The organism is Streptomyces prunicolor, from assembly GCF_045162825.1.
GTDB classification, from domain to species: Bacteria; Actinomycetota; Actinomycetes; order Streptomycetales; family Streptomycetaceae; genus Streptomyces; species Streptomyces prunicolor.
On the sequence record NZ_CP108676.1, the window covers coordinates 4,336,765 to 4,349,076 of the forward strand.

At 69.6% G+C, this 12,312-nt stretch carries 10 protein-coding genes; 8 read left to right on the forward strand and 2 right to left on the reverse strand.

What is annotated here, in order from left to right:
• Positions 1 to 9: 9 nt before the first annotated feature.
• From cofD to OG588_RS19515, 3 genes are all read left to right on the forward strand, one after another.
• Entirely contained in the window at positions 10 to 969 is a 960-nt protein-coding gene (cofD, locus tag OG588_RS19505; RefSeq protein WP_366097311.1) for a 2-phospho-L-lactate transferase, read from the forward strand.
• The gene (locus OG588_RS19510) at positions 966 to 2,291 is read left to right on the forward strand and encodes a coenzyme F420-0:L-glutamate ligase (RefSeq protein WP_405948406.1); all 1,326 of its coding nucleotides are present in this window, start codon (positions 966 to 968) and stop codon (positions 2,289 to 2,291) included. The genes cofD and OG588_RS19510 overlap by 4 nt, the downstream gene beginning before the upstream one ends.
• A 164-nt stretch (positions 2,292 to 2,455) precedes the next feature.
• Complete coding sequence (locus OG588_RS19515; protein WP_405948407.1) at positions 2,456 to 3,466, forward strand: DNA-3-methyladenine glycosylase family protein; 1,011 nt, start codon at positions 2,456 to 2,458, stop codon at positions 3,464 to 3,466.
• Between the two features lie 127 nt (positions 3,467 to 3,593).
• Here the strand turns inward: OG588_RS19515 and OG588_RS19520 are convergent, their stop codons facing one another.
• Both OG588_RS19520 and OG588_RS19525 read right to left on the reverse strand, forming a co-directional pair.
• On the reverse strand, positions 3,594 to 4,676 hold the full coding sequence (locus tag OG588_RS19520) for a sugar phosphate nucleotidyltransferase (protein WP_405948408.1): 1,083 nt from the start codon (positions 4,674 to 4,676) through the stop codon (positions 3,594 to 3,596).
• 165 nt (positions 4,677 to 4,841) lie between these two features.
• Positions 4,842 to 6,176: a peptidoglycan recognition protein gene (locus OG588_RS19525; RefSeq protein ID WP_405948409.1), complete on the reverse strand. Its 1,335-nt coding sequence runs from the start codon at positions 6,174 to 6,176 to the stop codon at positions 4,842 to 4,844.
• A 139-nt stretch (positions 6,177 to 6,315) separates the two neighbouring features.
• On the opposite strand from OG588_RS19525, the gene OG588_RS19530 reads away from it, so the two are divergent.
• From OG588_RS19530 to OG588_RS19550, 5 genes are all read left to right on the forward strand, one after another.
• Positions 6,316 to 7,059: a TIGR03089 family protein gene (locus tag OG588_RS19530; protein WP_405948410.1), complete on the forward strand. Its 744-nt coding sequence runs from the start codon at positions 6,316 to 6,318 to the stop codon at positions 7,057 to 7,059.
• Between the two features lie 204 nt (positions 7,060 to 7,263).
• The gene (locus OG588_RS19535) at positions 7,264 to 8,448 is read left to right on the forward strand and encodes an LCP family protein (RefSeq protein ID WP_405948411.1); all 1,185 of its coding nucleotides are present in this window, start codon (positions 7,264 to 7,266) and stop codon (positions 8,446 to 8,448) included.
• Positions 8,449 to 8,656: 208 nt separating this feature from the next.
• Positions 8,657 to 10,384: an LCP family protein gene (locus tag OG588_RS19540; protein WP_405948412.1), complete on the forward strand. Its 1,728-nt coding sequence runs from the start codon at positions 8,657 to 8,659 to the stop codon at positions 10,382 to 10,384.
• Positions 10,385 to 10,513: 129 nt separating this feature from the next.
• Positions 10,514 to 12,076, forward strand: a complete 1,563-nt coding sequence (locus tag OG588_RS19545; RefSeq protein WP_405948413.1) for an LCP family protein — start codon at positions 10,514 to 10,516, stop codon at positions 12,074 to 12,076.
• Positions 12,073 to 12,291: a hypothetical protein gene (locus tag OG588_RS19550; protein ID WP_405948414.1), complete on the forward strand. Its 219-nt coding sequence runs from the start codon at positions 12,073 to 12,075 to the stop codon at positions 12,289 to 12,291. Before OG588_RS19545 ends, OG588_RS19550 begins: the two co-directional genes overlap by 4 nt.
• Positions 12,292 to 12,312 lie beyond the last annotated feature (21 nt).

The window sequence follows — 12,312 nt, forward strand, 5'->3', positions numbered from 1 at the left end:
CTTGTCCCCATGCGCATTGTGGTTCTGGCAGGCGGTATCGGTGGTGCCCGGTTCCTGCGCGGTCTCAAGCAGGCCGTGCCGGACGCGGACATCACGGTGATCGGCAACACGGGGGACGACATCCACCTCTTCGGGCTGAAGGTCTGCCCGGACCTCGACACGGTGATGTACACGCTCGGCGGCGGCATCAACGAGGAGCAGGGCTGGGGTCGGGCCGACGAGACCTTCCACCTCAAGGAGGAGCTCGGGGCGTACGGGGTCGGGCCCGAGTGGTTCGGTCTCGGCGACCGGGACTTCGCCACGCACATCGTGCGGACCCAGATGATCGGCGCCGGGTTCCCGCTGAGCGCGGTCACCGAGGCGCTGTGCGACCGGTGGCAGCCGGGGGTGCGGCTGATCCCCATGACGGACGACCGCGTCGAGACGCATGTCGCCGTCGAGGTGGACGGCGAGCGCAAGGTGATCCACTTCCAGGAGTACTGGGTACGGCTGCGCGCGTCCGTGGCCGCCGAGGCCGTCGTACCGGTCGGGGCCGAGCAGGCCAAGCCCGCGCCCGGGGTCCTGGAGGCGATCGCGGACGCGGACGTCATCCTCTTCCCGCCGTCCAACCCGGTCGTCTCCGTCGGCACCATCCTCGCCGTGCCCGGCATCCGGGAGGCGATCGCCGAGGCCGGGGTGCCGGTGATCGGCCTCTCCCCCATCGTCGGGGACGCGCCCGTGCGCGGGATGGCCGACAAGGTGCTCGCGGCGGTGGGCGTGGAGTCCACGGCCACGGCGGTGGCCGAGCACTACGGCTCCGGGCTGCTCGACGGCTGGCTGGTCGACACCGTGGACGCGGCCGCCGTAGCGGAGGTCGAGGCGGCGGGCATCCGGTGTCGGGCCGTCCCGCTGATGATGACCGACACCGAGGCGACCGCGCGGATGGCGCGGGAGGCGCTGGCGTTGGCGGAGGAGGTGCGGGCCGTATGAGCGAGGTGGCACCGGTGGAGGGGTACCGGGTCTGGGCCGTGCCCGGGATGCCCGAGGTGGCGGCCGGGGACGATCTGGCCAAGCTGATCGCGGCGGCCGAGCCCGGGCTCGTCGACGGGGACGTGCTCCTCGTCACCTCGAAGATCGTGTCCAAGGCGGAGGGGCGGATGGTCGAGGCGGCCGACCGGGAGGCCGCGATCGACGCCGAGACCGTACGGGTCGTGGCGCGGCGCGGGGCCCTGCGGATCGTGGAGAACCGGCAGGGGCTGATCATGGCCGCGGCAGGCGTCGACGCCTCCAACACCCCTGCCGGGACCGTGCTGTTGCTGCCCGAGGACCCGGACGCGTCCGCGCGCGCGATCCGCGACGGGCTGCGGGACGCGCTCGGCGTCGTCGTCGGCGTCGTCGTCACCGACACCTTCGGGCGACCGTGGCGCACGGGGCTCACGGACGTCGCGATCGGCGCCGCGGGGGTGCGGGTGCTGGACGATCTGCGCGGGGGCACGGATGCCTACGGCAATCCGCTGAGCGCGACCGTCGTGGCTACGGCGGACGAACTCGCCGCCGCCGGTGATCTTGTCAAGGGCAAGGCCTCGGGGTTGCCGGTCGCCGTGGTTCGGGGGCTGCCGCATGTCGTGACCAGCACCGACGCCGAGGATGACGGGTTGGGCGCGCGAGCCTTGGTGCGGAGCGGGCGTGACGACATGTTCCGGCTCGGGACGTCCGAGGCGGTACGGGAGGCGGTGACCCAGCGTCGTACGGTGCGGGCCTTCACGGACGAGCCGGTGGATCCCGGTGCCGTACGGCGGGCCGTGGCCGCGGCGGTGACCGCGCCGGCGCCGCATCACACGACGCCGTGGCGGTTCGTGCTGCTGGAGTCCGCCGAGTCGCGGGCTGCGTTGCTGGATGCGATGCGGGACGCGTGGATCGCGGATCTGCGGCGGGACGGGAAGTCCGAGGAGTCCATCGCGAAGCGGGTGCGGCGGGGGGATGTGTTGCGCGGGGCCCCGTATCTCGTGGTGCCGTGTCTCGTCATGGACGGGGCGCACACGTACGGGGACGCTCGGCGGGACGGGGCCGAGCGGGAGATGTTCGTGGTGGCGGCGGGGGCCGGTGTGCAGAACTTCCTGGTGGCGCTTGCCGGGGAGCGGTTGGGGTCGGCGTGGGTTTCTTCGACGATGTTCTGCCGGGATGTCGTGCGGGGGGTGCTGGGGTTGCCGGAGGGGTGGGATCCGATGGGGGCGGTGGCTGTGGGGCATGCGGCGGCGGCGCCTGCGGCTCGGGCTGAGCGGGATGCGGGGGCGTTTATTGAGGTGCGGTGAATCGCCGTTGGGGCTGGTCTCGGTTGCGAGTGCGGGTCGCCTGTGGCTGGTCGCGCCCACGCGGCGGAGCCGCAAATAGACACAGCCCCGCGCCCCTGTAGGGCGCGCTGCACCCTAGGCTCGTAAGACTCTTCAGGTACCTCACATCACCCCTGGACCTCACCGTGGCCGGACGTTTTGCTCCTCGGCCCACTCGTACGACTGTGCGGGGTGGGGATGTCGTCGCGCCTGGGGGTGTGCCTCGGCAGGGTTCGGCGGCGGCCGGGCGGGTGCGGAGGTGGGTGCCGGACGGGGTGCTTGATCTCGGGCTGGTGCTCGGGCCGTTGCGGCGGGGGCCCGGGGATCCGACGTTTCGGGTGGACGCGGACGGGGCCGTGTGGCGGGCCAGTCTTACGCCCGTGGGGCCGGGGACGTTGCGGGTGTCCGCGCACGGGGGTGAGGTGCGCGGGGAGGCTTGGGGGCCGGGGGCCGAGTGGTTGTTGGAGCGGTTGCCGGAGATGCTTGGTGCCGGTGACGATCCTGAGGCGTTCGTACCTCGGCATCGGCTTCTGGCCGTGGCTCAGCATCGGCGGCCGGGGTTGCGGTTGACGCGGACCGGGCTGGTGCTGGAGTCGTTGATTCCGTCGGTGTTGGAGCAGAAGGTGACGACCGACGAGGCGTATCGGGCCTGGCGGTTGTTGGTACGGAAGTTCGGGGTGCCGGCGCCTGGGCCTGGTCCTGTGGGCGGGCGGATGTGGGTGATGCCGGCGCCGCGCGCGTGGGCGTTGATCCCGTCGTGGGAGTGGCATCGGGCCGGGGTCGACGACAAGCGGGCCTCGACGATTCTGCGTGCCGTACGGGTCGCTGCGCGGCTTGAGCAGGCGGGGGCGATGTCCGCGGAGGATGCGCGGGCTCGGTTGGAGGTGGTGCCGGGGGTGGGGGTGTGGACGTCCGCGGAGACCGTGCAGCGGAGTCATGGGGCGGCGGATGCGGTGACCGTGGGGGATCTGCATCTGCCGGGGATCGTGGGGTGGGCGTTGGCCGGGGACCGGGACGCGGATGACTCGGTGATGTTGTCGTTGCTGGAGCCGTATGCGGGGCAGCGGCATCGGGCGGCTCGGTTGATTCTGCTGAGCGGGCGTACTCCTTCGCGGCGGGCGCCGAAGATGCCTCGCGGGGACATCGGGAAGTTGTAAGGCGGGCGCGTGTACTCAGCCCGTTGGGGGTCCCCCCTCTGGGGAAGTTTGAGGACGAGGCCGTTCAGGCCGATGGGGGTCCGGGGGCGCAGCCCCTGGGACGGCGCCCCTCCCCACCCGCACGAACCTACTGGTCAGAAGAGAACCGCACCGCCCCCGCCGGAATCCGCGCATCGCACCACACCCGCATGCCGTCCCGGAGTTCGTTGTCGGCGCCGATGATCGCGCCGTCGCCGATGACCGTGCCGGTGAGGACGGAGCGTTCGCCTACGACGGCTCGGGTGCCGATGAGGGAGTCGGTGATCACCGCGCCGGGTTCGATGACCGCGCCCGGGAGGATCGTCGAGCCGAAGACCCTCGCGCCCTCCGCCACGAACGCGCCCTCGCCCACCACCGTGCCGCCGGTGAGTTTGGCGTCGGCGGCCACCCTGGCCGTGGGGAGGACCAGGCGGTCTCCGCAGCGGCCGGGGATCGCGGGAGATGGGGCTCGGCCCAGGACCAGGTCCGCCGAGCCTCGGACGAAGGCCGCCGGGGTGCCCAGGTCCAGCCAGTAGGTGGAGTCCACCAGGCCTTGGAGGTGGGCTCCCGCCGCCAGCAGATCGGGGAACGTCTCCCGTTCCACCGACACCGGGCGGCCCGCCGGGATCGTGTCGATGATCGAGCGGCGGAAGACGTACGCCCCTGCGTTGATCTGGTCGGTGACGATCTCCTCGGGGGTCTGGGGCTTCTCCAGGAAGGCCAGGACTCGGCCCGTCCCGTCGGTGGGGACCAGGCCGTACGCTCGCGGGTCCGTCACCTTCGTGAGGTGGAGGGAGACGTCCGCGCCCGTCGTCTCGTGGGTGTGGACCAGGGCCCTGATGTCCAGGCCCGTCAGGATGTCGCCGTTGAAGATCAGGACCGGGTCGTCGGGACCCGAGTGGAGCCGCGAGGCCACGTTGCGGATCGCGCCGCCTGTGCCGAGGGGCTCGTCCTCCGTGACGTACTCGATGTGAAGGCCGAGGGACGAACCGTCACCGAAGTACGGTTCGAACACCTCCGCCAGATAGGAAGTGGCCAGGACGATGTGGTCCACGCCCGCCGCTCTCGCTCTCGCCAGCTGATGCGTGAGGAACGGCACCCCCGCCGCCCTGACCATCGGCTTCGGGGTGTGCACCGTGAGCGGGCGCAACCGGGTGCCCTTGCCGCCGACCAGGAGGATCGCTTCTGTCACCTGTCGTCTCTGCTTCCTGCCGGGACCGGCCGAACTGTTTTTTCGGCCGGCCAGTGTATGCAGACCGTGCATGTGTACGTGTAGGTGTACGCGTGCCGTGTGTCCGTCTGTACGTGTGCAGGTGTCCCGCAGACTCTTTTCCGGCCCCCCTGTCGGTCCTCTCCGTCAGCGGCCCTGGTACCGGGCCGACGTGGAGCGGGCCGAGCCGAGCTTGCCGTAGAGCTGCCGACCTGGGCACTCCGTGGCGAACCCGTCCCGATGGCCGGAGATCACATTGAGTCGTACGTTCTTTCCTTTTCGGTAGAGATTGCCACCACCGGACTTCAGGTATGTCTTGCCGCGCGGATTGACCCCGTAGAGGCCGAGCTTCCACGCGGTGAGCTTGGCGATGGCGGTCACTGCCGCCGAGGACGGTTTGGCGCTGCCGAAGGTTCCGAGGACCGCGATCCCCATGCTGTTGGTGTTGAAACCGAGGGTGTGGGCGCCCATGACCGCCTTCGCCACTCCCCCGGCGCGGCCCTCGTAGATGGTCCCGCACTTGTCGACGAGGAAGTTGTAGCCGATGTCGCGCCAGCCGCTGCTCTTGACGTGGTAGCGGTAGATACCGCGGATGACTGAAGGCGCTTGCGAGCAGCGGTAGTTGTTGCCGGTGGCGGTGTGGTGCACGAAGGCCGCCTTGACCTTCTTGGTGTACACGAACCCCTTCTCCCGCAGCTTCTCGTCGGCACCCCAGCCGTGCCGGGTGACGATCCGCGGGCGCGGCCCGATGTACGGCTGCGCCTTGGCGCCCAGGGCGACCATGTCCCGTTCCGTGGCCTGCTTGCTCAGCGCCGGGATCTCGGTGGCGGCGAGGCGGGGGGTGGCGGTGCGGTTGGTGGTCGCGGGGCGGGCGCCCGCGGGTGGGGCCGCCTCTGCCGCGCCTGGGTCCACCAGTTCCAGGTGCAGGCCGGTGGGGAGCGACGACGGCTGTTCGTCGATGTTTCCTACGGTCCGGGTCGCCGCCCCGGTCGCTCTTACTCGTACGTCCACTCCGTCCGAGTCGCCCACCCACAGCGGGGCCGTGGAGCCGTGGACGTGACCCGAGTCGCGTTCGGCGGTGCCGGGGTCGGCGCCGTGGTCCTCGTTGTGGGTGTCGATGTCCTGCCAGCCGGACCACTCGCCGGTACCGGTGGTCCGGGTGCGGACCTGGACCTGGCCGCGCAGTTCGGTGTCGGGGTCGGACCAGGTGACGCCGACGAGGGAGAAGCGGTGGACGTCGGCGCGGGTCAGGCCCTGTTCGGGGGCCGCGCCCAGGGTGCGGTCGCGGGTACGGGGGGTCAGGGGCAGCGACTGGGTGCTGCCGGGGAGGTCCGGTGCGGCGGTCGTCGACGCGGATCTCGCGCCGCTCGCCGGCTGCACCGCCGGTGCCGGTGCCGGCGCCGCGGCTGCGGGCAGGGTGAGCGGGAGGGCCAGTGCGGCCGCGCAGGTGACGCCGATCGAGGAAGCAAGGAATCCACGCATGCCCCTGATTCTGAACATAGTCATACATATCTGCCCATCCGGGAATTGACGGACCGTCGGCTGCCGTTCGTCCGAACCGGTGGTCCGGGGCGCCCGTGCGGGGGCGTGCGGCGGTGGGTGTCCGCGTACGCTTGCGCGGGTGAACGCCACCGATCGCACCCCTGCCGACCTGCTGCGTTCCGCGCTTGCCGCGGATCCCGGCCGCCCCCTGGTGACCTTCTACGACGACGCCACGGGGGAACGGGTCGAATTGTCCGTGGCCACCTTCGCCAATTGGGTGGCCAAGACCGCGAATCTGCTTCAAGGGGAGCTGGGGGCGGGGCCCGGTGATCGGGTCGCCGTGTTGTTGCCGGCGCACTGGCAGACGGCGGTGTGGTTGCTGGCGTGTTCGTCCGTGGGGGTTGTCGCTGACGTGGGTGGGGATCCCTCCGGGGCCGATGTGGTGGTGAGTGGGCCGGAGTCCTTGGAAGCGGCGCGTGCCTGTGGTGGGGAGCGGGTTGCCCTTGCCTTGCGGCCGCTTGGGGGGCGGTTTCCGCAGACTCCGGTCGGGTTCGTCGACTATGCCGTTGAGGTGCCGAGTCAGGGCGATCGGTTTGTTGCGTTCTCTCCCGTTGATCCTGGGGAGCCTGCGTTGGTCGTGGGCGGGAGTGAGTTCACGGGCGCGGAGGTTGTTGAGCGGGCCCTTGCCGACGGGGGTGTGGATGCGGGGGGTCGGGTGTTGTCCGGGCTCTCGTACGACACGTGGGACGGGTTGAGCTCGGGGTTGTATGCGCCGCTTGCCTCCGGAGGGTCCGTGGTCCTGTGTCGGAATCTGGCGGAGTTGAGTGAGGAAGCTTTGGCGAAGCGGGTTGAGAGTGAGCGGGTGACTGTTTCGCGGCTCTGAAGGGGGCGGTGACAGTTGTTTGGCGAGTTACGGCCGGCGGGGGCTGGTCGCGCCGTTCCCCGCGCCCCTAAAAGCAAAAGGCACTAGTCACCCGAATGGGTCAGCAACGCCCACCTCCCCCGCCCCATCCACGCCATGGTCGTAAGAGCAGAACCACCGCAGGACCACACACTCTTACGACGGCCATGAGGGGTGGAACCGCACGTGTTCGACGACACCGTAGGAGGCGTTCTCGGGCCGGGTGCGGGGGCATCCGCTTCCGGGGCGGGGCTCATACGTCGGCGGCGTCGGCGGTGGGTGCGGGGAGTCGCGGCCGGGGTGGGAGTGGTCGTCGTAGGGGCCGCCGGGGTCGGGTGGGCCGTCTACGCCAAGCTGGACTCGAACATCACGCCCGACAACGCCGCCGCCGCCGAGCTCGCCCGGTACGAGAAGGAGCGGCCCACCGCCCTCGTGAAGGGGGCGCAGAACATTCTGCTGATCGGGTCCGACTCGCGGTCGGGGGACGGGAACGCGGAGTACGGGCGGGACTCGGGGACCGAGCGGTCGGACACGACGATCCTGTTGCATCTGGCGGCCGACCGGCGCAGCGCCACCGCCGTGTCGTTGCCGCGGGACCTGATGGTGGACGTGCCGGGGTGTCTGCGACCGGACGGGACGCGCACCGAGCCGATGTTCGCGATGTTCAACTACGCGTTCCAGGTGGGGGGTTCGGGGTGCACGATCCGGACCGTGGAGAAGCTGACGAATGTGCGGATCGACCATCACATGGTGGTGGATTTTCATGGATTCAAGGACATGGTCGATGCCGTGGACGGGGTGGACGTCTGCCTGAAGGCTCCTATCCGTGACAAGGCCGCCAAGTTGAGGCTGCCCGCGGGCAAGGTGACCCTCGACGGGGAGCAGGCGCTCGGGTATGTGCGGGCCCGGAAGTCGCTCGGGGACGGTAGTGACACCGATCGGATGGACCGTCAGCAGGGGTTCCTGGGAGCGCTCGTCAACAAGGTGCAGAGCGACGACGTGCTGTTCAATCCGGTGAAGTTGTATCCGGTGCTGGACGCGGCCACCTCGTCGCTGACCACCGATCCGGAATTGGCGAATCTGCGCGGTTTGTACGAACTGGTGCGCGGGCTACGGAACATCCCCACCGAACATGTGCAATTCCTCACCGTTCCGCGGGAGTCGTACATTTACAACGCGAATCGCGACCAGCTCGTGGAGCCCGAGGCCGAAAAGCTGTTCGCCCGGCTGCGGGCGGACGCGACCGTGGCGGTGACGAAGGAAGTACCGCGAGATTCGGCCACAAATGCCCTTAATACGGCGCCGGGTTCGGAGGCCACGCCCGCGCCCACGTTTCGCGGGAACACCGCCGCCGAGGACACCTGTGGGTAAAGCGCTCACCAAGTCGACGAACTTTTGTTCCGAAAAATAGGGCGGATTGACCGGTTGTAGGGACGTGGAATTTGTCACCGCAGTCACTTGCCGCTCAACTGGACGGATAGTGTGAGCGATCCGGTGTGCTTGCCGCACTGGATGAACGAGACCCGAGCGCCTGGAGGGGGAAGGCGCCGCGTGGCCCCGACGGAGGATTCGGTAAACCGTGGACGCGCAAGGCCGTGGGCGGGCGGACAACATCGACCCCGCAGACCAGTGGGTACTCAATCCGAACACTGGTGAATACGAACTGCGACTGACTCCTTCCACACCGCAGTCAGCGGTGCCGGGGCCCCGTAGAGCCACTGCGCAGAACCGCAGTGTGGCGGCGCCGGAGCGGGAGACGGTCCCGAAGAGTCCGGGGCGTGAGGTGCCGCCGCCGCGCAGACGGCGGGGCGCGCCCGAGGAGCCACCCGGGCGGCGCGGGCGCCGGCCGGTGAAGAAGAAGGCCAAGGGCAAGAAGGTCCTGATGTGGACCGGCGGCGGGCTGGCCTTCGTGCTGGTCGCCGTCTCCGCGGCCGGCTACCTCTACATCAAGCACCTCAACGACAACATCACGACCGCCTCCGACGACGGCGCGAGCACCGGTGGCTTCAGCAAGGGCAAGGCCATCAACCTGCTGGTGATCGGCACCGACAAGCGCACGGGCTCGGGCAACGAGGGCTACGGCGACGCCGGCAGCGTCGGCCACGCGGACACCACGATCCTGCTGCACGTGTCCAAGGACCGCTCGAACGCGACCGCGCTCAGCATCCCCCGTGACCTGATCACCGACGTCCCGGACTGCCAGACGACCCAGTCGGACGGCACGACCAAGATCATCCCGGGCACGACGAGCGTCCGCTTCAACACCAGCCTCGGCCAGGACGGCCGTACGGCGAGCTGCACCGTGCGGACGGTCACCGAACTGACCGGGATCCAGGCCGACGACTTCATGGTGGCCGACTTCAACGCCGTGAAGACGCTGACCGACGCGGTCGGCGGGGTCGAGGTCTGTCTGGCCAAGAACATCGACGACGCCGACTCGCATCTGAAGCTGTCCAAGGGCACGCACAATCTCTCGGGCGAGCAGGCGCTGGCCTTCGTGCGGACCCGGCACTCGGTCGGCTTCGGCGGTGACCTGAGCCGGATCACGCTGCAGCAGCAGTTCCTGAGCGCGCTGATGCGGAAGCTGAAGTCCAACTCCACGCTCACCAGCCCCTCAAAGATGGTGAAGCTGGCCGAGGCCGGCACCAAGGCGCTGACCGTCGACGAGAACCTCGACACCATCGGCAAGCTGAAGGACCTCGGCCTTGAGCTGGGCAAGCTCAACCCGAAGAACCTGACCTTCACCACCGTGCCGGTCGTCGACAACCCGGCGGAGAAGACCCCGGTGACGGTCGTCCTCAACAACACGACCGCCCCGCAGGTCTTCTCGCTGATCAAGAGCGACACCTCCTTCACCGCGGTCAAGCAGGAGGCCGCGAAGGAGAAGGCCGCCGTGGCCGCCCGGCTGAAGGGCACCAAGTCCGCCGCCTCCGCGGTGCGGGTGCGGATCCTCAACGGAGGGGCCGTCGCCGGCAGCGCACAGGAAACTCTTACGTGGCTGCAGAATGATGAGGGCGTGCTCAAGTCCGAGAACGCGGGCAACGCTCCGGCGGCGCTCGCGAAGACGACCCTCGAGTACGCACCCGACCAGGCGGACCAGGCTCGACGGCTCGCCGACATCATGGGTCTCTCGGGATCCGCGATGAAGCCGGGAAAGAGTGTGCAGAACTCCCAGGGGCTGCCGGCGATGACGCTGACCCTGGGCAAGGACTTCAAGGGAGCCGGCGTCCCGCTCACCTCGACCGCGGGGTCGACGCCGGAGGGGGTCCAGAAGTCCACGGCGGACAAGGTTGAGTGCGCCAAGTAAGTGACCACACGGGTCCGTTCCGCGTCTAACAGGGCGCGGGGCGGACCCGTGCGTCAGGGCGCGTCGTGGAGGGGTGGGGACTTGACTCGGAGCAGCGTGCGTGGGGAGGTGCCGGCGGTTGAGGACACGATGTCCCTCACGCCGGTGGACGGGAAGAGACCGTCGGACGGGGGCGGGGACGGCGACGACGGCAGACGCAAGGGCCGTAGACGCCGGGCGTTGCGCTGGTCGGCGATCGTCCTCGCGGTGGTCATAACCGGGACGGCCGGCGCCGGATATTTGTACTACCAGCACCTCAACCACAACATAAAGAAAGACCCCCTGAACATCGGGGACGAGAAGGACCGGGCGGCCGAGTCCAAGGCCAACGCGGCCGGGCAGAAGCCGTTGAACATCCTGCTGATCGGTTCGGACGCGCGGGACTCCGCGGAGAACCAGAAGCTGGGCGGCGCGAAGGACACCTTCGGCAGCGCGCCCCGCGCCGACGTCCAGATGCTGCTGCACGTCTCGGCGGACCGCTCGAACATGTCGGTCGTGAGCATGCCGCGCGACACCCTGACGGACATCCCCAAGTGCACGGACCCGGACACGGAGAAGAAGTACGCGGCCGAGACGGACGTCATCACGAACGACTCGCTGGGCCGCGGCGGCCCCGGCTGCACGGTGGCGACCTGGGAGAAGCTCACCGACATCCACATCGACCACTTCATGATGGTCGACTTCGCGGGTGTGGTGTCGATGGCGGACGCGATCGGCGGGGTGCCGGTCTGCGTGGACGCCAACATCTACTCGCACACCTCCTCCGGCAAGGGCTCCGGCCTGAAGCTGAAGAAGGGCACCACGGCCGTGAAGGGCACGCAGGCCCTGCAGTGGCTGCGTACGCGCTACGGCTTCGAGGACGACACCGACATCGCCCGGACCAAGGCGCAGCACCAGTACATGAACTCGATGGTCCGCCAGCTGCGGGAGAACGCCACGCTGAGCAATCCGACCAAGCTGCGCAGCCTCGCCGAGACGGCCACGAAGGCGCTCACGGTCGACAACGGCCTCGGGACCGTCGCCAAGCTGTACGACCTGAGCAAGGAACTGAAGAAGGTTCCGACCGCCCGGATCACCATGACGACGATGCCGTGGGAGTACTCGGGCAGCAGCGGTCGGGTGGTGCCCAGGACGACCGACGCCGACCAGCTGTTCCGGCTGGTCCGCGAGGACATCGCGCTGGACGGCAAGGACAAGAAGAAGACGGCCACGGCGGTGAAGGCGTCCACCGATCCGGCCGCCGCCGACGACGAGATCGCCGTACAGGTGGAGAACGGCACCCGCACCGACACGACGAGTGCGGTACGCGGGCGGGCGACCGCGGTGGCCCAACTCCTCGTCGGCAAGGGCTTCAAGGAGGCGGTGGCCGACTCCTCGACGACCCCCAGCCAGGCCACCACGATCGTCCGCTACCCGAGCGCCGATCTGGAGGGCGACGCCCAGCGGGTCGCCAAGGCGCTCGGTATCCCGACGAGCGCGGTGAAGAAGTCCACGAGCGTCTCCGGGGTCACCCTGGTCGTCGGCGCGGACTGGAGCACCGGCACGAAGTACAAGGCCCCGGCCGAGGACGACACGACACCGACGTCGGCGGACGCCCTCAACGGCTCGGACACCACGGCCTGCATGCACGTCGACCCGAACTACGTCTGGTGAGCGGACCGTTGTTGCCGGGGCGGGCCGGGGAGATCCGGTTCGCCCTCGCGCTGCTCGCCGTCGCGATCGCGCACTTCGCGACGGCCGTCGCCTTCGGCCACTCCGTCGCGGGCGCCCTGGAGACGCTCGCCGAGGACACGGTGATGTTCGTCGCCGTGGTCTCGACGGTCGCCCGCGTCAGGTCGCGGATGCGGCGGAGGGCGCAGGAGCGCTGAGCGGTTCACGGGCCTGCCGCC